The following is a 21,437-nucleotide window of genomic DNA, read 5'->3' as shown; positions in this document are numbered from 1 at the left end:
GCTCTCCCGTGGGGCGGTGGCGTCTTTTGTGGGGGGGGGGGGTGCCTGGGGTGGTGGGCCCCCCGGGGGGCCGGCGCCGCCACACCGGGCCGTCGGTGACCGCGGCCGCGGTCACCGACGGCGCGAGAGCGGCCCGGGAGATCGCGAATCTCGCCGCGGGTGTGGGGATCGCGGCGCCGTCGCCGTGGTTCGCGGTGGTGATGCAGGACCTGGACCGGCTGGGGCGGGCGCTGGGGAACTTGGACGCCGACGGGCAGGCGGAGGCATCGCGCATGCTGGTCGGGTTGGCGGGGGCGCATCGCGCGGCGATCGAGCGGGACGCGGTGCCGGGGGTGGCGATCTACACCGGCGGTGACGATGTGCTGGCGTTCTGCCCGCCCCAGCGCGCTCTGGAGTTGGCGCGGCAGTTGCGGGACCTGACCACCCGGCATGTGGGTGCCAGTGGGTTGCGTGATGAGCGGGGGGCGCCGGTGACGGCGTCGTCGGCGGTGGTGTTCGCGCCGGTCGGAATGGGTATGCAGGCGGTGCTCACTCATGCTCGGGAGGCGTTGGAGGAGGCGAAAACCGCGCGGGGGCACGGGGTTTCGGCGAATCGGGACGCGGTCGCGGTGGTGGGGTTGCTGGGTGGGGGTGTGCGGGTGCGCAGTGTGCAGCCGTGGTCGGTGGATCCGGTGGCCCAGTGGTCGATGTTGCGGCCCGACGCTGCGGTGCTGTCGGCGGGGCTGGCCGCGCAGCTCGAACGTGACCGCACCGAACTCGAGGAACTCGCCGCCCACGCGACGCTGGCGCCGGTGTTGCGGGCGGAACTGGAGCGGTTGATCGGCCGCCGCGGCGGCGACCCCGCCCACGCCGAAGCGCTGCTGACCCTGGCACGCCACGAACGCCACCACCCCGACACCGCGGGAGAGCGGGCGTGGTTCGCGCCGGTGCCCGCGGTGGTGTTGGCGCGGTTTCTGGCGCAGAAGGCGAGCTGAGCGATGACCGACACCGAACCGGCAACCACCGAACCGGACGCGGGCTCGCGCGCTGGGGTGGGGGCGTGGTTGGCGGTGGAGCCGCTGGACACGGTGCGGGTGCGTGACGGGCGCGGCGCGGACGCCGGGGTGGAGACGGTGGCGGCGACGGTGACGCCGTTGCCGAGCACGGTGGGCGGGGCGGTCGGCGCGGCCGTCGGTGGTGAGATCGGGGAGAGCTTGTTCGGGCCGCTGCTGGTGGCCGATGACACGGTGTTCCCGGTCCCGCGCGATCTCGCCGTCGACGACTACGGCGACACCACCCGGCTGCGGGTGCGGGCCCGCGCCGAGGGGCAGAACTGGGATCTGCCGCAGGAGCTCGATTGTGTGCTCGCCGGGGACGGGGACGCCGTCGACGGATTCTGCACGGCCGAGGCGATGACGGCGTGGCTGCACGACGACGCGCCGCTGGCCGCGGGCGACTGGGTGGATCCGCAGTGGTGGGGCGCCCACCGTCGGCCGTCGCCGTGGGCGGTGGAACCGCGGATCGGGTTGACCCTGCGCGCGGAGGGCGAGTTCGCGGGCACCGCCGCGCCGGGGCTGCTGTATTCGGGCCCGCACCTGCGCCCCGTCGACGGCACTCATTTGGTCGTCGGGTGTGTGGGCGCGTCCGCGGTGTCGGTGAGCCGGGAGATCGTGCCGTTCGGGGGCCGCACCCGCCACGCGGTGGTGCGGGTGGTGGGGGCTCCGGAGTTGCCGGTGTCGCCGCCGTCGTATCCCGGGGGGCGGGTGGCGGTGTATCTGGCCACGCCTGCGCTGCTCGAGCGGGTGTTGTGGGCACCGGCGGGGGCGCGGTTGCGGGCGGTGGCGACCGCGGGCCCGCTGCCGGTGGCGACCGCGTCGACGCGCGGCGGGTTTTGGGGGTCGCGGCGGCTGGCGTGGGCGGTGCCGGCGGGCAGCGTGTTCTATCTCGACTTCGGCAGCGACGACACCGCGACCGCGTGGGTCGCCGCGCATCGGTGGCGGCCGCTGCCGGGACAGACCGCGGGGTTGCGGATGGTCGATGCCGGTTTCGGCACCTTTTTCACAGGAAGATGGTCATGTACCGACGATTGCTGATCCTGACCGCGGAGTCCCCGGTCCACGCCGGCGGCGCCAACGCCGAAGGCGCCCTGGACCTGCCGATCCAACGCGAAACCTCCACCGGCCTCCCGGTCATCTGGGGCCAGAGCCTCAAAGGCGCCCTGCGCGACGCCGCCCGCGACCAACCCTGGGAAACCGCCGTGTTCGGCGACCGACCCCCCACCCCCACCGCACCGACCGCCACCGCCCCCGGTGACAGTGCTGCTGGCGACGGGACGAACAACACCGAGCGGGAGGGGACACGGCCGCAGGACGAGGGGGGTGAGTTGAGTCCGGGTGGGGTCGCGTTCGGGGACGCGCAGCTGGTGGCGTTCCCGGCGGCGACGCTGGAGTCGGGGTTCGCGTGGACGACCAGCAGGCTGCTGCTGCACCGGTTGCAACGCAAAACCCTGCTCCTCGAACAGAACCTGGCGGAGGTGATGGCCCCGCTGCACGGCGTCGCGGGGGTCCTCGGGCCCCCGCGGTGGAAGGGTAACCAGGTCATCGGCCCCTACACCGGCGGCGTGCACGGCAACGACGCCCTCGCCGGGCTCGGGGCGTTCCTCGGCATGCTCGCCTACCCGACCGACGCGGTGTTCGACTACAGCCGCGCGAAGATGCGCTCGGATCTGCTGGTGCTTCCCGACGCCGATTTCACCGACCTCACCCGGTTGGGAGCGGAGCTGCTGGTGCGGATCCAACTCAACACCGCCACCAAAACCGTCGCCCACGGCCCCTTCTACGCCGAGCACCTGCCCGCCGAAACGATCCTCGCCGCGCTGCTCACCGCCACCGACGACACCCTGCTCACCCACCTCACCCACTTCTTCGACGGCCACACCCTGCAACTGGGCGGCGACGAGACCATCGGCAAGGGCGTGCTGTGGTGCCGAGTCCACGACACGGCCTCGCTGCACACCGCGCTCACCGACGACGCCCAGCCCGACGCCCAGTCCGAGGGGAAGGAGGCGGCTGATGCCCGAGCGTGAACTGCGCCGCGTCGACCAGCTCGTGGCCGTGCACGCCGCCCGCGCGCTGGCGCCGCTCGAGATCACCGACACCGTCGCCAGTATCTGCTCACGGCTGGCGCCGATGATCATGCGCAACGGGCTCGCCGCGACCGGCGCGTACCTGCTCGCCCGCGCCAACTCCACCACCTCCCGAGACGGCACCGCCTACCGGCGGGTCGCGGCCGCGTTGCTCACCGACGCCGCCACCCACGCCGCGATCCCCGCCGACCCCGACACACCGCACCGCACCCTCGACGACATCGCCGCCACCAGCGGGCACCAATACCTCATCGCCGAAGCCCGCGCCCGCGTCTTCGCCTCCTGGCTCGCCCGCCTGGCCACCGCCCAAGCCCCCAAACACACCACCACCGAGACCGCGGCCGCGGGCGAGGCGGAGGTGCGGGAGTGACGGCGTACGGCACCCTCGCGAAGGTCATCGGCACCCACGGCCACCAGGAGGAGGCGGTGAACGCGGCGCTGCTGCTGGACCGGTTCGTCCACGCCGACCTCACCGGCGCCAACCCGCCTTCGGAGTTGCAACTCCAGCATCTGTGGTCGGTCGCCGACGCCTGCGCCCGCGTACCCCCACAGCGGTTGGACGCGCTGCACGCGCGCCGCGCAGCCGCCGCCCGCGCGACGCGGCCGCGTCCCGCCGCAGTGGTGGCGGTCGAGCTGACCCCGTGCTGGCGACTGGTGGTCGGGCGCGGGGAACACACCGCCGCCGAGGTCAGCCTCACCATGTCACGGCTACACGGCGTGCCGATCATCCCCGCCAGCGCCCTGAAAGGACTCACCGCCGCCCACGCCCGCGACCACACCGACCCCACCACCCTCGCACGCCTGTTCGGCACCCCCCGCCCCACCGACACCAACCACCAAACCGACGACCTCGGCGAGAACACCACCGACGAGAAGAACCCGGGCGAGAACAACAGCGGCGACACCGACACCGATAACGGCGGCACTGACCTCGCGGCGGCGCGGCAGGGGTCGGTCACGTGGTCGGACGCGGTGCCGGTGACCGCGCCGTCGCTGGTGGTGGATGTGCTGACCCCGCACCTGAAGCCCTACTACGACAAGATCAACGACAACGTCTTCGGGACGGTGTTCCCCGCCGAATACCACAACCCGGTCCCGGTCCGGTTCCTCGCGTTGCAGAAAACCACCCTGCGCACCCTGATCACCGGGCCTGACGCCGATGACGTGCACGCTGCCGCGCGGTGGCTCGAGGCCGCGGTCGACGATCGCGGCGTCGGCGGGAAAACCAGCGCCGGCTACGGCTACTGCCGGGCGACAATCCAGGACCTGACATGAGCTACGCCCTGCACCTCATCCCGGTCGGCATCTCACTGAACGACCAGCTGAAAAAGCGCGAGATCCCCCTCAGCACGGACGATCGCCGCACCCTCGTCGACGCCCTGAAGGTCGGCGACTACGGCCCCCACAACCCGGTGCGCGGGAAACTGCGTGCTGCCACCGACCCGGCGACCAGGGTGATGCGAACCGATTCGATCCTGGGCGAGGCGATTCCGGTGCTGCGCAGCGTGCACCAGACGCCGAAGTGGTGTTCGGAGTGGCAGTCCCTGCACACCGACCGCACCGACGCCGTGGCCGCTGGCGGGCACGACGGCGACGCCTACCTGTTCCTCGCCACCGACACCGACCAGGGTCTGCTCACCGCGACCGCGCTGGCCGCCGGGACCGCCGCCGCGAGCCCGGTCCACTACCTCGACGACCCGACCGACCTCACCGCGCGCGCGATCCGGCTGCGGCCCAACGACATTCACGTGTGCCGGATCCCGGGCCTGGATCTGGAGGAGGCGCCGGTGCCGCCGGAGTCGGTGTGGACGGCGCTGGGCGCGATCGGGCACATCGCCTGCGAGACGGCCCGCCCCGGCATCGGCGCCGGCGCCGGTACCTGGCGGGTGGTGCTGCACCTGTCCGGCGGCTACAAGGCGCTGCTGCCCGCGCTGCTGGCGATGGGCGAGGCGATCCGATCGGTGTTCGAAGACCCCGACGTCCAAACCCGCGCCAGCATCAGCGCGTGGGTCTTGCACGAAACCAGCGCCGGGCAACGCATCGAGGTCCCGGTGCGCTACCTGGCGGGGCGGCCGTATGAGGACCTGTACCGGCTGCGTGACGACCTGCGCGAGGGCCATACCCCCCAGCCGGGCAACCTGATCGGGTCGTGCCTGACCCGGGATCTGCGGTTGACCTCGTTCGGGCGGGTCATGCTCGCCGTGCTGCCCGCCACCCGCCCTGAAGTCGCGCCGTGAACAGTGGCGGCGTCGACGTCGAGGCGGTGTTCGACCGCTACGTCACCGAAACCATGGTCTGCGAGCAGATCACCGCGCCGGGCGTGCTCATCAGTCTGCCCGGTCCCGCCAGCACACCGCTGCCCGAAGTCCTCACCACCATCCTCACCGACCCCCGCGTGCTGTATGTCGCGGACAACCGCGGCCGCCGCACCAAGGCCGAGACCCTGCTCGCGTTCGCCGTCTGGCTCGACCTGCACGGCCGCCCCCACCTCCCCCACCGCTGGCAATCACGGGCCGCGCGCCTGATCTTCGCGGTCTACAGCCTGCCCCACCGGTGGCCGCCCACCGCGCCACAGCCCTACCCCGACGACATCGTCCTGCCCGGCGCGTCCACCGCGACCTCGGTGCAACGACTGCTCGCCGAGACGAAAGTCGCTGCCGCGCAACAGGAATGGAAAAGCTACCTCGACGCCGCCGAGGACGATCCGTGGCTGGCGCCCCGCTACGCCCGCACCCGCGACAACCTCGAACCCGAGCTGTGGTGGCTGCACAACACCTGGCCACCCACCTCCGGCACCCCGCCCTGGCCCGCCTCGCCCGCACCGCTGATCCTGCGCGGCGGCGACGACCATTACCGCGTCGCCGACGACACCGCCGAACGCTGGCTCGAACGCGGCTCACCCTGGAACGCCGCCCGCGCCCTCGCCCCCCGGCACCCCCGGCTCCTCGCGGGTGCGTTCACGGTCGCGATCCTCGCCGCCGCCGCGGTCGTCGCGGCGGTGCTGGCGGGGTCCGGTCACATCGCGCGCTGCCTGGCCGCCGGGGAGATCATCGCGGGCCTGCTCGGGGCCGCGGCGCTGCCGCCGCGCTTCCAGGCGCTGCTGATGCTGCGGATCCCCGCCGCCGCGGCGGTCGGGGTGGGTTTGCTGCTCACCCTCACCACCAGCTGGTGGGTAACCCACACCGCCTGGTGGGCCGGAGCCGGGATGCTCGCCACCGCCACCGCCTACCTGATCCTCGACGCCCGCCGCCACGGCGCGTCCCGCCTCGCCATGCTCTACCGCGGCGCCGGGATCGCCCTCATCGGCGCCCTGTACGCGTTCGTGCTGTCCACCGCCGCCCTCGGCTGGGTCGTGCCCCGCCTCGGCGACCACGGCGACTGCCTCACCGGCTGGTGGAACCACAACCCGTATCAACCGCTGCCGCTCGACACCAAAGCACCCACCATCGACGGCGTCGACGACAAACCCGACTCCTGCGCGAAAGCGCTGCGCGCACCCACCGCCGCCGCCCCCGCCGCGACCCTGCTCCTCATGACCGGCTGGTCCCTCGGCTTCGGACTCGGCGCGCAAATCCTGTGGGACGACCGCCCCGTCACCGCCCCCCTCGCCCGCCAGCGCCGCACCCGAGGAACACCACCATGAGCACCTGGACCACCCTCCGCCTGAGAACCGTCACCCCGCTGTTCAGCGGCGACGACCCTCTACCCCCCGATGGCCGCCGCCCCGGCACCCCGGTCCGCGTCCCCTCAATCCGCGGTCAGCTGCGGTTCTGGTTCCGTGCCCTCGCCGCCGCTCACGGCATCCACGACCCGCAGGAGCTGTGGGAGCAAGAAGAACAGATCTTCGGCAGCACCCGCCGCGGCACCACCACGGCGTCGGCGATCACGCTGCGCATCGACAACCCGCCCGGACAAGGCGGCCGCCACACCTACCCCGACTGGATGAAAGACCCCGACAACGGGTTCTCCGGGACCGCGTACCTGCTCGGACAAGGACTCTGGCACCCGAAAAACCTGCTCACCCGCGACGTCGTCACACCCGGCGCGACCTTCGACCTCAAAATCCGGTTCAGCCGCGACGACACGATCAACACCCGCTTCCTCTACACCGTGTGGGCGTGGCTCACCTTCGGCGGCCTCGGCGCCCGCACCCGCCGCGGCTTCGGCCAACTGCGCCTCCAAAAGGTCACCGACCTCCCCGACATCTGGTGGCCCGACGACCTGCAAACCCGACCCGACACCATCGACGGATGGAAGAAACTCATCGCCCAACCGATCCCGGACAGTGCTAGAGCCTGCACCGAACTCGGCTGGAACACCGACACGCACACCCCGCCCGAACAACGCCCCGAATTCCCCGTCCTCGCCGCGCCCTGGTGGAACGGGCGCGTCCTGCCCATCACCGGCAAAACCCTCGCCGACGTCCTCGACAGCGCGGGCCAGGAATGGCGCAAATTCATCCTGTGCGGCGCCCTGACCTACCGAACCCCAAACAACGAGATCCGAAACAACACCACCCCCGAATGGCGCGCCGTCATCACCGGCACCGACACCCGCTTCCCCCGCGGCGCCCTCGGCATGCCCGTCGGCTACCACCGCCCCAAATACCAAGACCAGCCCGCGTGGACACCGTCAGTCACCATCGACGGCGGTGCCCTGCGCCGCGCCTCACCGATCTGGCTGCGCCCCACCCAACTCGCCCCTAACACCTGGATCGTCTTCACCCACGCCTTCCGCAGCCGCCTCCTCCCCGGCCAAACCCACATCGCCGCCACCCACCAACCCCACACCCCCCTCCAAGTCACCGACGACATGGCCGACACCGCCATCCACGCCTGGCTCACCGACCGCACACCCCAAACCCCCCGCATACCCCCCACCTACTACCCATGACCTATGACCCGCACCGCCAGCTCGGCTTCGCCGCCCTCGCCGGGCTGGGCCGCTACACCACCCGCGGCCTTGGCGTCACCACCATCGACAGCAGTGCCGCCCCTCGCAGCACGGCAGCGAGCGGACCCCGGAAACCACTCCGGTCTGTGCACGACGCCCACCAGTACAAGTAACGAAATTCCGGAGGTTGCGGCACCGGAAAGGAGGACCAACGAAGGAGGTCTGTGCAGTCACGGCACGACACCGCAGATCGGACAGACCAAAATGGCAATAGGGCGATCGACGCGGTCTCGCCGACAGGCGAATGGAAACTGTGGGCAGCCAGTACGTCCTCCCACTTGGCCTCGGTGGTGCCCGACACGGTCTCGCCGAGGGTCTGTGTCTATCCATCCAACGGCTCTGTCCTGGTCTGTCCAGATATCGGCTCTGTCCAAGGGTCTGTCTATCGAACGGCTCTGTCCCAAATTCGGTGGTGATGCAGCGGGTGACGGCACGATGTTGCGGTGTGCGAGGTGAATGTGCCTGCCGCCGTGGTGTTTTCAGGGTTGTCGTCGCTGGTGGTGGAGGATGTGGTGGACGAGGGTGAGCAGGTCGTGGTGCGGGCGCGAACGCCCGACGGTGCGGCCGCTTGTCCAGGTTGCGGTGCCGAGTCCGCGCGAGTGCACGGGTATCACAGGCGGACGGTGACCGACGTGCCGCTGGGCGGGCGGGCGGGCGGTGATTGTCACTGTGCGGGTGCGTCGTCTGGTCTGCCCAACCACGGGCTGTCGCAGCACGTTTCGAGAGCAGGTAGCCGGTGTCCTGGAACGCTACCAGCGTCGCACTGCCCGATTGACCTGCCAGGTGCGGTCGGTGGTTCGCGAACTCGCCGGCCGGGCCAGCGTCCGACTACTCTCGGCGCTGGCGGTCCGGCTGTCCCGGCAGACGGCCATCCGCGCCCTGCTGAGCATCCCGCTGCCACCGCGATCGGTGCCGGCAGTGCTGGGTGTCGATGATTTCGCGCTGCGGCGCCGACACCGGTATGCCAGCGTCCTGATCGATGCGGCCACTCACGACCGCATCGACGTGCTGCCCGACCGCAAATCCGACACCCTTACCGCCTGGCTGCGTGCGCGTCCCGGCGTCGGGATCGTCGTGCGTGACGGCTCCACTACCTATGCCGAAGCCGTCCGGCGCGCGCTGCCCGCCGCGCAGCAGGTATCTGATCGGTGGCATCTGTGGCACGGCCTGGCCGAAGTCGCGCAAAAGGCGGTGGCTGCACACAGCTCCTGCTGGGCCGAGGCCGGGCCGAGGCGACAGACCTTGACCCGCGAGAAGACCACGCTCGAGCGGTGGCACGCCGTTCACAATCTGCTGAATCAGGGGGTAGGGTTGCTGGATTGCTCACGGCGACTGGGACTTTCACTCAACACGGTGAAACGTTACGCGCGTGTTCGCGAACCGGAGCGGCTGCGCCGCCCGCCGCAGTACCGGGCGTGCTTGGTCGACCCGTATCGCGACCATTTGCGGGCCCGCCGCGCCGCTGAGCCCGGCGTCCCGGTGCTGCAGTTGTTCGACGAGATCACAGCTCTCGGCTATGCCGGAGGACTGAATCTGCTCTACAAGTACGTCAACCAAGGTCGCCTGCCGGCGACCGGATCATGCCCTCACCGCGGCGGGTGACCCGCTGGCTGTTGACTCGCCCAGTCGCGTTGTCCGACGACCGCCGCGCCCACCTCGACGAACTGGTGGCCGCGTGCCCGGAAATGACCGCCCTCGCCCGGGCGGTGCGCGAGTTCGCCCAGCTCATGAGCGAACGGCGCGGTGCCGAGCTGGACTGCTGGATCAAGCAGGTCCGCGAGGCGGGGCTCATCGAGCTCGAACCTTTTCTGACCGGGCTCGAGCAGGACCACGACGCCGCTGTCGCCGGTCCGACCATGCCCTGCAGTGCCGGCCCGATCGAGGGCGTGAACACGAAAGCGAAGCTGATCAAACGCCAAACGTCCGGCCGCGCAGGCTTTCCGCTACTCCGCCACCGAATCCTGCTGGATAGAGCAGCAGCCGCTACCATCGAAAGTGGGACAGAGCCGATATCTGGACAGACCCCAGGCTGTGCTCCGATGTATGCGCTGCAGTCCAGCCAGCGGCTTCCGAAGTTGGCCGAGGGAGCTTGCATGGCATCCGGGGGTTCCTGAGGTTCCCCCGCTTTCTCGGAGGGCTCTGACTGTGGTCCGATAGGACCGGAAGGAGTCATTCGTGGCAGCACCGAAGAAGTACCCGGACGAGCTGAAGGCGCGGGCCGTGCGGTTGTATCGGGAGTCGGACCCGAAGCCGACGATCCGGAAGCTGGCCGCCCGGCTCGGGGTGCATCACGAGGCGTTGCGGCTGTGGATCCGCCAAGCAGAGGCAGATGCCGGCGAGCGCGATGACAAACCGACGACCGACATGCTGGCCGAGAACCGGGCCTTGAAGAAGCGAGTCGCCGAGCTCGAGCGAGTCAACGCCGTATTGCGTGATGCGAGTGCGTATTTCGCCTCGGAGCTCGGCCAGACCCGGCGGTGATCGTGGCGTTCGTCAGCGAACACCCCCAGCACCCGGTCGAGCTCGTATTACGGGTTCTGGGCATCGCGTCCTCGACGTATTACGGCTGGTTGCGGCAGGCGCAGGCGCCGTCTGCGCGGCGGCTGGCCGATCAGGAACTGCTGGCCGAGATCGTCGACATCTATACCAGCTCCGGCGGAACCTACGGGTCACCGCGGGTGCATGCGATGCTGCGCCGGCGCGGGATCTCGGTGGGCCGCAAACGAGTCGAGCGGCTGATGCGGGGTGCCGGGTTGCAGGGCGCGTTTCTGCGTAAGAAGTGGCGGCTGGGCTCGACTCGGAAAGGATCCGCGTGCCACTCCGGCGCCGGACCTGGTCAACCGGGACTTCACCGCCGGCGAGCCGGATCGCTTGTGGGTGGCTGACGCCACCCGCATCGTCTGCGGTGAGGGAGTGTTCTGGCTGGCCGCAGTCCGCGACGCCTTCTCGAACCGGATCGTGGGCTGGAAGTGCTCGGACCGGTGCGACACCGAGCTGGTACTCGGCGCTCTCGAGTACGCAGTGTGGACCCGCGACGTCCGAGACGGGCACCTGGTCCATCACTCCGACCGCGGCTCGACCTACACCGCTATCCGGTTCGCGAATCGGTTGGCCGACAACGGGATATCTCAGTCCATGGGGTCGGTCGGCGACAGCTACGACAACGCCCTCATGGAGAATTTCTTCTCCACCCTCAAGACCGAGCTGGTGTATCGGAACAGTTGGCGCACAAGGGAAGAAGCCGAAAACGCCCTGTTCGCCTACATCGACGGCTGGTACAACACCCAGCGGATCCAGAAGAAGCTCGGCTGGAGATCTCCCGACGAATACGAAGCCAGCTACCATCACCAGGTTCCTACGGGAACCAGATAACCCGCTCTCCGGATTAGCGGGGGAACCTCAGGGGAACCTCAAGCGGCAGTGTGTGTTGGGAAATGACTGGAGGACTAGGAGTTCCGTGTGAAGTGTGTGGCGAGCCGTTCGTACAGTCTTGCCAACGTGGATTCATCGCCCCCGGTCCATCCAGCCACGGGTGGAACCAGTGCACTGTGTCGGGAGCACCGACGGGGCGGACGAACACATGCTGATGGAATTGCCTGACGCTGCGGCCATTGCTCGCTGAAATACGCACTCTGGTGATAATTCGGTGCGCAGTGCGTGTGCCGCGCGACGAACGGCCGACCCGATACCCGCGCCCTCGGCATCGCTCAAAGCTGCCGAGGTCGGTGGCGGATACCTGGTCCGACGTGGGCTAGCCGGATGCTGGCGCGGTGGGCGTGTTCAGGTGGTAGGACGTACCTTCGGCGATGGACAGCAGGTCGGCTGCGAGCATGTAGGTCTGCGCGATGCATGTCCTTGCTTCATCGATCGAGGGATCCGCGTGAACTCCCTTGCTGGACAGCGCGTCCAGGGCGTTGAGCCGGGTGCCGAGTTCGGCGATGATCGCCTGCAGAACTGCGCCGTTCTTGTGTTTGCCGACCTTCTCGCGCACGTACTGCAGCAACCGGTTGCGGTAGGCGTCGTCGGACATCCTGCGGTCAATACCGTCGAGTCCGGTGACGGCCTTGTCGGTGGCCGGGTACAGACTGTCGGCCAGGGATTTGATCATGCGTCGGCAGGAGGTCATCGCGTGTGAGATGGCCTCGCTGTTGCCGTCTGCGAACCGGTCCTGTGCCGCGACGAAGTTCTTGGACGCCTCCGGCGCGTATTTCGTGAGCAGTTGGTTGGTGTGGGCCTGAACCTGATCGAAGAAGCCGGATTGGGTCTGGCCGACCATGAGTTCGTCTTCGGCGACCACGAGGTAGTCGTGCACGCTCTGGCGGATCCGAGACAGAATGGTCTTCATCTCGTCCAGCGGAGCGATCAGCTTGGCTTGCGCCGCGTCGTAATCCCTGGCTACAAAGTAGGTGTCGATCTGCGTCAGGTTCCGAGGCACCCTGTCGTAGCTGGCATACGACGTCTTGATCATCTCCAGTCGTGCTTCGATACTGTCGACTGACAGACCGACGACGTTTCCCTCGTTGTTGCGGCGAGACGCAAAGTACCGCTCGATCTGCCTCCCGAACTCCGCCGCTGCGGCATCCGACCCGAGCTGCGCGATCATCGTGTTCCGCAGCGCGCCGAGGTCTTCACGTGGTCTGCCCTTTTCGGCGAATTCACCGAGTTGAGCCACGAAGAAGACCTGCGCGCTGACGTCATGGCGCTGAACCGCGATGCGATGCGCGCGACGAACCAGCGCGCCAACACTCATCGAGGTGTCCTCGAATTCGTCGAGCGCACGGCGGGTGAGGGTCAGAATCCGGTCAGCATCATGCACCGAAGCAGTATAGGAGGGGCCACCGACAGCGGATCCGACCTGCAAAACTATTTGAAATATTGTTCGGAGCGTTGCGCAGCGGCGACGCGTACCGTTTGCAGACATGTCGAAGATCGTTGAAGGACAGTGGGCTGTCGAAGTATGTCGTGAACGTGTGCGGCGCGCAGGGGAGATCAGGGCCGAGATCGGGTCCGAGTGGGCCAGACACATGGCCGACCATCCGCGGCGGATCAACGTCGTTCGGGGAGATACGGACACGTCGTGGATCTTCGTGGTCGAAACGGTGATCCCGATGCAGGTTCGGCTCAGCGCTCTGTTCGGGGAGTGGCTGTACGAACTGCGCGCCGCCCTAGACGGTATCGTGTACTATCTCGCCGTACGAGACAGCGGACAGAATCCTCCACCTGCCGAGCGCAGCATCTATTTTCCGGTGTTCACGGACGCCGCAAAATATGACGATCCCAACCACCGCGGGCGGATGAAAGCGTTGTCCGACAAGACCTTCGAGGTGCTGCGGCATGTCCAGCCGTTCAACGCCCAACCGGACCATCGCTCGAACGTGTTGTGGTGGCTTGAGGAACTCGCCCGGATCGACCGCCACCGGCAGGGCCACGCGCTCGCCCCGCACATCGAGAACGTCCGGATCGGTTACCGGCACCCGCTACGGTCCATTGGAGCCATAATCGCAGAACCGCACAGGTTGATCCCGGTCGACGAGTCTGCGCCGACACCGATCTTGAAACTGGAAGCCCCGGCTGACTGGGATGCGCAGCGGGTCCGGAATCACCTGAATATCACTGACGCCATCACCAGCCGACTCGATGTCACCGAGTGGGTGGGCAATTCATCAGCGCCTATGAAATCGATGGAGCTGAGCAGAAGGATGGTTCGGTGCGAGCAGTTCGTTCGGGACGGCGTTGTAGATCCACTCGCGTCGGGTGACATCGTGCTATCGCCAGCGCCGGAGCAATGACCAGATGTGCGCCATCAGTTTCCCTGAGCAGAAGCTCTTGACAGGGAACTGTGCTCGTGCGGCACGGCCAACGGCTTTGGGCGTGCTGGTCATGTCGGGGATGCCTTTCCTTGCGGACGGGTTCCGATGGACTGGCCCCGGCTGAGAGCCGATCTGATTCCACATTTACCCTCAGATCCAGCGTGATTTCTGCCCGCTGTGCCGATCGGCCGTGGCATCCAAGCGCGATGAGGTCGGGCTTGTCGGAGTCACGATGATGGCATTCGATGCTAGTGCGGATCTGGCGTGCCGGTGAGATTGAGCTTGCCGACAACGCAGTCCCATAGCTTCGCTATTGGATGACTCGGGCTTGGATAGAGATGCGCACTCCTGCTTGACCACACCCCCTACCGATCAATAGCAGCGCTCATCCGGGCTGCGCCCGCACGGCATCCGCTCGTGCCGACGAGCGTGCTTCGGGTCAGCAACTAGTGTGAACGTCGGAGCCATCAACGATCAGCCATCCAAGAACTCAAGGCGGGAGTCTCGCCGCGCTCGACGTCCCCTTTCACACGGTTACGACTGGCCACGTGTCACCGGGCATCGGCGTCCGCCCCACACGCGGACAGCGAGAGGAACCGAGCGTCCGCCGCTGCAAATGTTCCGCCGGGCATCCCGTTTAAGTCGGGGATATACGTCTGGGAAGTGAAGGTTGAAGACGCGGACCTTTCTGAGCGCTGGTGGTTCAGCGTGAAATAGTTTCAGGTACGGGGGGTGGTCACGGTGTCACCCACACCGTGACCAGCGCTCGCTGCCAGTCTTCAGGAGCAAGCAAATCGCCGACCGCCGCGACGTGCTTATGCGCACAATGTCTAAGCTGCGGCTGCGGGTGGCGTCACTGTTGATGTCACATCCACGGCTCCTGGGTCGATGCTCAAGTGTGTCCTGGTGCGAGCAGGTCAACCGTAACGATCGCAGAAGGGCCTGCCGCCTTGCCGAACTTAAAAGGACCTACCCGTGGATTTTCCCAGCGATCCCAAGCGGGGCCATGACAAGGGGGTATCGCCACAGGCGATAGCTATCGCTCGGCGGTGGATGCGCCAATTGGACATAAATCCCGAGGATTTGGCGACCGACTCTGTCGAAGATCTTGAGGCACTGCTGCTAAACAAGCTCAACCTCCTCGCGACACTTCACCCCAGAAGCGAGCATGCAATTTGTCAGCGTGTCCGGAGAGGTAAATACGGTCGCCGACGCCCTCGATTACTTCGAGAACATCAGAAGGAGCATCGCCGAGCGAGTGGTTCAAGTGCCCGCACAGCAGCAGATGACACAGATCAGGGATGCCGTTGAGACTCAGGTCAAGGACCCGACAGAACGAGAAAACCTGCTCTCCAAGATCGCCGAACTCGAATCCAAGTACGCGCAGGTAGTGGATCAATTCCACTCGTACACCGACGCTCATGAAGCCAAGATATTCGACATCCAGGTCGCCGAGCGCCGGTTCAAGTTGCGGACATCATTACTTGAGCGTGAGCCAGCTGCGGTGATCATCGGAGGGATCCTCCTCACACTGATGACACTCGCGCTTATCGGTGGCATGTACAGCCACACATCAACTCCTGACGTACTAAGCAACGCTTACCTGCTCATCCTCGGATTCTTCTTTGGCCAGACTGTTGGTGTAAGAAAGAAGGACGCCGCGCTGCTGGGTGAACAATAAGCGATTTCGACAGACACGCCTCACGTAGTCATGATGATGTGGGACGGCGTCCATCGAAGACCAGCACGACCGAGCCGTTACGGACATCCGCTCATGCCCGCGTGGCGGCCGTTGGTCAATCGACCACAGTGCCTGTCTGGTACGGCTTCCCAACGCACCCCCATGCCGAGTACCGTGCGTTGCCGGGCCGGATGGTGTAGAGGCTAGAAGGTTTCGAGCCCGCCCAAAGCCGCGACCAGCGAGCGCAGGGCTTCGATGATGGCTGCTTGTTGCTCATCAGGAGCGGTCGCTGTGGATGCATGGGCAACTGCCTGACGCGCATTTTGCAGATGTTCAGGCTCGATACGGCTGGCGGCCTGTTTGTTAGCGGCGGTGACGATGGCCTGGACGCGAACGAATTCGGCATTCTTTGTATCCCCTATGAGTTCTGACCAGGGCGCAAGGCTCGATGATCCCTTTGCTGCCCAGTGTTGTCGCGCGGCTTCCCAACCGATTTCCGCAAGCTCCCACAGCCTCGCCTCCTCGATGGCGTTCACTTCACAACCCGTCTGTCTCTCGGCGCATGATGGCTCCTCTCGGCTCGTGCTGTCATCGTCTCGTCCAGCGATGGGCTGAGTGGCGTCGACACACCCACACTGGTCGAGACCTTCGATCTCCTGTCATGCCGCTTATCGAGCGGTTCGGAGCCGCCGCCAGGCTCAAGGCAGCTCGGCGACCGGGCGAATTACCCACAGCTCTGATGCCCATGCCAGAACTACAGCAAGCTCGGCATGCCCGCTTCCGGCCTCGTATAGGACGACGCAGTATCCATCAATCCGGTAGGTTTGTACATCACGACGCTTGGCCCGAAGTCGAAGGCAAACAGGGGGTTTCGAATGCGGCACGGCACAGTCATCGCACTGTCCGCGGGATGCGCGAATCCATACTGGTGGTCGCAGCCTCTCGCGACGATCTTCGCAGCCGCTATTGCCCTGTTAGCAGCATGGATTGCATGGCGGAACGTAACACGCCAGTTGGGCAACGAACGACGGAAGGAGCGCCGGGCTGAAAGGCTGGCGGCGGCCGTCGAAGCCGTGGAGGCGATGCGGGAAGGACTGTTCAATATTCGGCAGCGTAAAGCCGCCGGGCAACGTGATCGAAAGCATCGGACCGACGAAACTCGCGAAGCGCGCAGCCTCTGGGAGAAGCAAGCAGCCTCTCGGCACGCCCGAATCGAGATCGCCAAGGCCCGACTCGAACTGCTCGGCATGACTGGAGCGGGGCCCGCTTTCGAGCAGGCAAGTCTCGCCTTGAACAGCTACTCACGGCAAGGCGGCCAGAATCGCGAACTGTTCGCGGCAGCGGAAGCGGCGATCCATGATTTGACTAGCGCGCTGGCATCGGAACTCAATGTTCTTCCGCCGCAACACTTTAGGCTCATCAACAGCGTGTAGGGCTTGTTTACTACCCCTTCGATGAAGCGGCGTCAGCGATCAGCACCGCTACGACGGTGATTACGATACCAACATCCGCTCATGCCGCGACCCGGACGGTCCCGCGGCCGTGGACCGGTTCCAGTGACCGGGCCTGCGGGCGCATCGTGGTGCATGAGTACTTCAGCGGACATCGACGTCGCCTTGGCCGGTGACGACCTCGTGTTGCGGCTGGCCTCAGCGGCCTACCTCGCCCGGTTCTCCGGAACCTCCCGCGTCCACTGCACCTCGGACCTGCGCCTGCACTTCGCCTGGTGTATCGAGCACCAAGCCCACCCGCTCGCGATGAACCGCCCCGAGATCGAACGCTATGTCGGCTGGATGCGTGAGGTCCGCCGGTTCAAGCCCGCCACCGTCGCCCGACGCATGGCTGTAGTCGCACCAATTCACAGATTCCCCAAACCCTTTGGTAGAGTTCACGATAAACACGATCTACCCCCTCCACGTGTCACCCGTACGACCCGATTCGGGCAAGAATCCCCCCTCGCGCACGAATCGGTGTCATGGATGGCAGATCCCCGTGTTGTGTGTGCGAGCCGCCCTCGCGCGGGAAGTACACCGGTGACATGGTGGGAGTTCGAACCGGTGGCGAAGTCGGCGAAGCGGGACGAGCGGGCTACCGCGAGGACTGTGACCATTACCTTGGCCCAGTCGATGTCGGCGATCGTGGCGTGCGCGATGTCCAGGCAAAGGCATTCGGCGAGGTATCCGCCGCTGGTGTCCATAGGAATGGGCCGCAATCCCACCGCGTCGAGGTACCGGATCGTATCGGCGTCGGCCTCGGCCATGCCGCCGCCGGACATCGAACCCCAGTCGGCACACAGCGCCGGTTCGCCTCGGCGGCGGCGGTCGTGCGCGAGCGCTTGGCGGGTAGCGTTGGCGGCGGCGTAGGCGATTGTGGGAAGCCGCCGAGCAGGCCGCTGATCGAGGACCACAGCACGAAGTGATCGAGCGGGACGCCCATCTCGCGCACCGCGCGAGATGGGTCTCGTTCCGGGTCGTCTCCACTGGAATTCGGCATTCCCGGGTGCTCAACTGTCCGAGCATCGCTCGCGCCTGGTCGTAGCTGCTGTTGGCGGTGAGGAGCAGTTCGACGGCGTTGCGGGACTACGCGGCCAGGATGCACCGGATCATCGGCGATGCCCATGTCCCGATCCTGCTCCACGGAATCGACGAGAGCCGTTGGGCCGCAATGGATTACGAGAGAGCCAATGGGAACCGGGCTCGTATCGGCCTCGAGGACACCTCGTACCTATGTGGCGGTGAGCTCGCCCGCGGCCACGCCGATCTTGTCGAAAGTGTCGTGACCGCAGAGAAATCGGAGGACCGGAAATCCCCGTGACGCGCCGATGACTCTGTGTTTCGCCCGTCGTGGTCGGGCGGGAGCGTGCCGATAGTGTGGTCTTCCGTGGAGTTCATCGACTCGATCAAGGATCCGCGGATCGTGGTCGCGCGGTCGCTGGCGACTCGTGCCGGTCGGGTCGCCGAGGGGCGTTGCCTCATCGAGGGACTCGGGTTGATCCGGCAGGTCCGGGCGGCGGGGGCGCGGGTGGATTACGTGCTGTGTTCGGCGAGCGCGCGGGACCCGGAATCGAATACGGAACTCGAACTCGCCGGGGTGACAGTCCATCTCGTGCGGGATGGCCTGCTGCGGAAAGTCGTCGGCGGCGCCAAGCCGGTCGACTGGGTGGCTGTGGCGCACCTGCCCGACGAGGTAACCACCGATGCGCCCTACGGCGATTTCGCGGTCGTCTGCGAGCGGGTCGGTGATCCGGGGAATCTGGGGACGATCGTGCGTACCGCTCGGGCGCTGGGTGTGCGGGATGTGGTGCTGACCGACACGGAAACCGATCTGTCGTCGCGGCGAGTGCTGGGCGCGGCCCGCGGGGCGGTCCTCGCGTGCCGGGTGCGTCGCTTCGACGACCCCCACAGCGCGCTGAACGCCTTGCGGGAGGCCGGTTTTCAGGTCGTGGTGACCAGTCCGCGCGGTGCGCACCTGCAGGCCATGGCGCCGATTCGCGGCCCGAGGGTGGCCCTGGTCGTGGGCAACGAGACCGACGGGGTCAGCGCGGAGACCCAGGCGCAGGCCGATCTCGTGGTGCAGATTCCGATGGCCGGCGCCGTGGAATCGCTCAATGTCGGAGTGGCGACCGGTATCGGTATTTACGAACTGCGGATGAGGATGATCATGAGCATGCTGACCGATCGGATCCGGGATACCCTCGGCCGCAACGTGGGCGCTGCCGCCGGTCTCGTCCGTGAGGCATTCGACGCGCATCTGCGTCAGGCGGGGGATCTGACCAGCGACCAGGCGGTGCTGCTGATGATCCTGGCCTGCGAGAACAGTGCGTCGTTCGCGCAATTGCGCCGCGATATCGGGGTCGGCGGCGCCGAACTGGAGGAGCTGCTGATCCCGGTTCGCGCGCGTGGTCTGCTCGCGGTGGACGGGGACACGATCACGATCACGGCCGAAGGCGAACGTGCCCTCGCCGCGCTGTGGGCGATTCAGGAGCGCGTCGAGGACGGACTGTACGCCGGTTTCACGGTCGCCGAACGCGAACAGCTCCGCGACCTGCTACATCGCGTGCAACACAACGCGATTCAGGTCGCTCGATCGGTCGACGAGTGAGCGGGGTCAGGTCAGAGGGACTGGCACGGTGTCGGTGTCGGGAAGGCGCGGGCGGTCAGGGCGGTGGCCAGGTGGGCGTAGCGGTCGGCGAGTTCGTGGGTGCTGAGGGGGCGGTCGTGGCGGAGCCACCAGGTGATCGTGTCGGTGAGCATGCCGCCGAGCAGGGTGGCCACCAGGTCGTCGCTCGGAGGTGATGCGCGTAGGTGGGTGCCGGTCATGTCGGTGAGGGTTGTGCGGATTCGTTCGGCGAACCAGGGGCTGCCCTTGGCTTCGAGCAGCGCGCGGTACAGGCGAGCGTAGTCGCCGACATGGTCGAAGAATCGCCGGAGTCGCACCACGGGATCCAGCCCTTGGTCGAGGCCCTCGGTGAGCGCCGCCGCGGCCTCGTCGAAGATCTGCTCCACGAGTTCGTACTTGTCGCGGTAGTGCCGGTAGAACGCGGCCCGGCTGACCATCGCGTGTTCGCAGATCCTACCGACGGTCACACGGTCGAATCCCCGCTGTTCCACCAGCTCGACCAAGGCCTCGCGCAGGAGTACGCGCGTGCGGCGCACGCGCAGGTTCTCATGTGGCACAGACACTTTCGACTCCTTGTCTCCACCGAGACAGAACACCGATCTTGTCACTGGCCCGCCGACTCACCGGCCCTGACGATATGTGGCACGACCCCGACATCACAGCGTGCCACGAAACGAGGACCTGCCACATGGTCACCCCGACAACGCCATCCGAGAACACCACCGCGACCGCGACGATGCGAGCGGTGGAGTACGACCGCTACGGCGGGCCGGAGGTGCTCCGAATCCGGCGGGTCCCGGTGCCGGCGCCCGGTTCGCGTCAGGTGCTGGTGCGCGTGCACGCCGCCTCGGTCAATCCCGCCGACATCAAAATCCGTGCCGGGAATCTGAAGCCGCTGTCCCGCTGGCGCTTTCCCAAACGCACCGGACTGGACTTCGCCGGTGAGGTGACCGCCCTCGGTGGCGAGGTCACCGATATCCTTGTGGGACAGCGGGTCTGGGGGTTCGTGTCCGATCCCACCGGACGCGTCGGCAGCCTCGCGGACTACCTGGCCGTCGACGCCGACATCGTGTCCCCGGTCCCCGCCGGTCTCACCCTCACCGACGCGGCGGCCCTCCCCAGCGTCGGCGTCGCGGCCCTGTGCGCCCTGCGCGACCGACTGCGCGTGCGTCCCGGGCATCGGGTCCTCATCGTCGGGGCCAGCGGCGGCGTCGGCAGTACCGCCACGCAACTCGCCACCGCGATGGGTGCCCGGGTCACGGCGGTGGCCAGCACCGCCAACCACGACCTGTGCCGCGCCCTGGGCGCCACGGCGACCGTCGACTATTCCGATCCGGCCCCGCTGCGCGGCCCCTTCGACAGCGTTCTCGACTGCCACGGCACCCGGCTGGGCGTCTATCGCCGCCTGCTGGTCAGCCACGGCCGGATGCTGTCCCTGGTCCCCACCGCCCTCGGGGCCGCCGCGGTGTCGCTGTTCACTCCGGGCCCGCGGATCCGGCTGATGGCGGCCCGCCCTCGCCGCGCCGACCTGGCCGCACTCGCCGGATACATCGACACCGGCGCACTACGCCCTGTCGTCGCCGCTACCTATCCGCTCGACGACATCCGCACCGCACATCGGGACCTGCACACCGGGCACGCCCGCGGGAAGACCGTCATCGTTCTGCACCCCGCCGGACACTCTGAAGGGTGACCACGCCGAGGTCCAACCGTCATGGGTCCCGGGCTGTCCGCCGGTTCGCACGGCCGT

The 21,437-nt window shown here is 67.3% G+C and carries 21 protein-coding genes and 1 pseudogene; 18 read left to right on the top strand and 4 right to left on the bottom strand.

Translation table 11 applies throughout. The features are described 5' to 3' along the window. The first annotated feature begins 50 nt into the window (after positions 1–50). From ACWDSJ_RS24980 to ACWDSJ_RS24925, 12 genes and pseudogenes are all read left to right on the top strand, one after another. Positions 51–974, top strand: a complete 924-nt coding sequence (locus ACWDSJ_RS24980; protein WP_450034633.1) for a Cas10/Cmr2 second palm domain-containing protein — start codon at positions 51–53, stop codon at positions 972–974. A gap of 3 nt (positions 975–977) precedes the next feature. Next, a complete protein-coding gene (locus tag ACWDSJ_RS24975) occupies positions 978–2,072 on the top strand; it encodes a type III-B CRISPR module-associated Cmr3 family protein (RefSeq protein WP_450034631.1) in 1,095 nt (364 codons plus the stop codon). Then, the gene (cmr4, locus tag ACWDSJ_RS24970; protein ID WP_450034629.1) at positions 2,054–3,064 is read left to right on the top strand and encodes a type III-B CRISPR module RAMP protein Cmr4; all 1,011 of its coding nucleotides are present in this window, start codon (positions 2,054–2,056) and stop codon (positions 3,062–3,064) included. The genes ACWDSJ_RS24975 and cmr4 overlap by 19 nt, the downstream gene beginning before the upstream one ends. Then, complete coding sequence (locus ACWDSJ_RS24965) at positions 3,051–3,494, top strand: type III-B CRISPR module-associated protein Cmr5 (protein ID WP_450034627.1); 444 nt, start codon at positions 3,051–3,053, stop codon at positions 3,492–3,494. The genes cmr4 and ACWDSJ_RS24965 overlap by 14 nt, the downstream gene beginning before the upstream one ends. Continuing rightward, positions 3,491–4,399, top strand: a complete 909-nt coding sequence (cmr6, locus tag ACWDSJ_RS24960) for a type III-B CRISPR module RAMP protein Cmr6 (RefSeq protein ID WP_450034625.1) — start codon at positions 3,491–3,493, stop codon at positions 4,397–4,399. The genes ACWDSJ_RS24965 and cmr6 overlap by 4 nt, the downstream gene beginning before the upstream one ends. Beyond that, complete coding sequence (locus tag ACWDSJ_RS24955) at positions 4,396–5,361, top strand: hypothetical protein (protein WP_450034623.1); 966 nt, start codon at positions 4,396–4,398, stop codon at positions 5,359–5,361. Before cmr6 ends, ACWDSJ_RS24955 begins: the two co-directional genes overlap by 4 nt. Continuing rightward, a complete protein-coding gene (locus ACWDSJ_RS24950) occupies positions 5,358–6,767 on the top strand; it encodes a hypothetical protein (RefSeq protein WP_450034622.1) in 1,410 nt (469 codons plus the stop codon). The genes ACWDSJ_RS24955 and ACWDSJ_RS24950 overlap by 4 nt, the downstream gene beginning before the upstream one ends. Further along, positions 6,764–8,017 (top strand): type III-B CRISPR module RAMP protein Cmr1, encoded by a 1,254-nt coding sequence (gene cmr1, locus ACWDSJ_RS24945; RefSeq protein ID WP_450034620.1) that lies wholly within the window; start codon positions 6,764–6,766, stop codon positions 8,015–8,017. Before ACWDSJ_RS24950 ends, cmr1 begins: the two co-directional genes overlap by 4 nt. Before the next feature lie 503 nt (positions 8,018–8,520). Further along, a pseudogene (locus tag ACWDSJ_RS24940) lies at positions 8,521–10,047 on the top strand (ISL3 family transposase); the annotation flags it as partial. Positions 10,048–10,252: 205 nt separating this feature from the next. Next, a complete protein-coding gene (locus ACWDSJ_RS24935; RefSeq protein ID WP_450034619.1) occupies positions 10,253–10,558 on the top strand; it encodes a transposase in 306 nt (101 codons plus the stop codon). A 2-nt stretch (positions 10,559–10,560) separates the two neighbouring features. Further along, positions 10,561–10,962: an IS3 family transposase gene (locus ACWDSJ_RS24930; protein ID WP_450034617.1), complete on the top strand. Its 402-nt coding sequence runs from the start codon at positions 10,561–10,563 to the stop codon at positions 10,960–10,962. Beyond that, positions 10,910–11,449: an IS3 family transposase gene (locus tag ACWDSJ_RS24925; RefSeq protein WP_450034644.1), complete on the top strand. Its 540-nt coding sequence runs from the start codon at positions 10,910–10,912 to the stop codon at positions 11,447–11,449. The genes ACWDSJ_RS24930 and ACWDSJ_RS24925 overlap by 53 nt, the downstream gene beginning before the upstream one ends. Before the next feature lie 379 nt (positions 11,450–11,828). On the opposite strand, the gene ACWDSJ_RS24920 is transcribed toward ACWDSJ_RS24925, so the two are convergent. Further along, positions 11,829–12,893 (bottom strand): hypothetical protein, encoded by a 1,065-nt coding sequence (locus tag ACWDSJ_RS24920; RefSeq protein ID WP_450034615.1) that lies wholly within the window; start codon positions 12,891–12,893, stop codon positions 11,829–11,831. 103 nt (positions 12,894–12,996) lie between these two features. Here ACWDSJ_RS24920 and ACWDSJ_RS24915 point away from each other — a divergent pair, with 103 nt between their 5' ends. Beyond that, positions 12,997–13,866: a hypothetical protein gene (locus tag ACWDSJ_RS24915; RefSeq protein WP_450034614.1), complete on the top strand. Its 870-nt coding sequence runs from the start codon at positions 12,997–12,999 to the stop codon at positions 13,864–13,866. A gap of 1,189 nt (positions 13,867–15,055) precedes the next feature. Beyond that, positions 15,056–15,568 carry a hypothetical protein gene (locus ACWDSJ_RS24910; protein ID WP_450034613.1) on the top strand — a complete coding sequence of 171 codons (513 nt, stop codon included), beginning with the start codon at positions 15,056–15,058 and terminating at the stop codon, positions 15,566–15,568. A gap of 203 nt (positions 15,569–15,771) precedes the next feature. On the opposite strand, the gene ACWDSJ_RS24905 is transcribed toward ACWDSJ_RS24910, so the two are convergent. Beyond that, positions 15,772–16,104, bottom strand: coding sequence for a hypothetical protein (locus tag ACWDSJ_RS24905; protein WP_450034612.1), 333 nt, complete (start codon positions 16,102–16,104; stop codon positions 15,772–15,774). Positions 16,105–16,443: 339 nt separating this feature from the next. Here ACWDSJ_RS24905 and ACWDSJ_RS24900 point away from each other — a divergent pair, with 339 nt between their 5' ends. After that, the gene (locus ACWDSJ_RS24900) at positions 16,444–17,001 is read left to right on the top strand and encodes a hypothetical protein (RefSeq protein WP_450034611.1); all 558 of its coding nucleotides are present in this window, start codon (positions 16,444–16,446) and stop codon (positions 16,999–17,001) included. Positions 17,002–17,456: 455 nt separating this feature from the next. Here ACWDSJ_RS24900 and ACWDSJ_RS24895 read toward each other — a convergent pair whose 3' ends face one another. Next, positions 17,457–17,975, bottom strand: a complete 519-nt coding sequence (locus ACWDSJ_RS24895; RefSeq protein WP_450034610.1) for a KR domain-containing protein — start codon at positions 17,973–17,975, stop codon at positions 17,457–17,459. 143 nt (positions 17,976–18,118) lie between these two features. Here ACWDSJ_RS24895 and ACWDSJ_RS24890 point away from each other — a divergent pair, with 143 nt between their 5' ends. Then, entirely contained in the window at positions 18,119–18,382 is a 264-nt protein-coding gene (locus ACWDSJ_RS24890) for a 3-keto-5-aminohexanoate cleavage protein (protein ID WP_450034609.1), read from the top strand. A gap of 66 nt (positions 18,383–18,448) precedes the next feature. Beyond that, complete coding sequence (locus ACWDSJ_RS24885) at positions 18,449–19,669, top strand: TrmH family RNA methyltransferase (RefSeq protein WP_450034608.1); 1,221 nt, start codon at positions 18,449–18,451, stop codon at positions 19,667–19,669. Positions 19,670–19,680: 11 nt separating this feature from the next. Here the strand turns inward: ACWDSJ_RS24885 and ACWDSJ_RS24880 are convergent, their stop codons facing one another. Then, on the bottom strand, positions 19,681–20,250 hold the full coding sequence (locus tag ACWDSJ_RS24880) for a TetR/AcrR family transcriptional regulator (RefSeq protein WP_450034607.1): 570 nt from the start codon (positions 20,248–20,250) through the stop codon (positions 19,681–19,683). Positions 20,251–20,375: 125 nt separating this feature from the next. Between ACWDSJ_RS24880 and ACWDSJ_RS24875 the strand changes: the two genes are divergently transcribed. Continuing rightward, entirely contained in the window at positions 20,376–21,380 is a 1,005-nt protein-coding gene (locus tag ACWDSJ_RS24875; protein ID WP_450034605.1) for an NAD(P)-dependent alcohol dehydrogenase, read from the top strand. Positions 21,381–21,437 lie beyond the last annotated feature (57 nt).

The sequence above is a fragment of the Nocardia sp. NPDC003482 genome (assembly GCF_053588115.1).
This window is presented reverse-complemented; position numbering and strand designations above follow the sequence as displayed.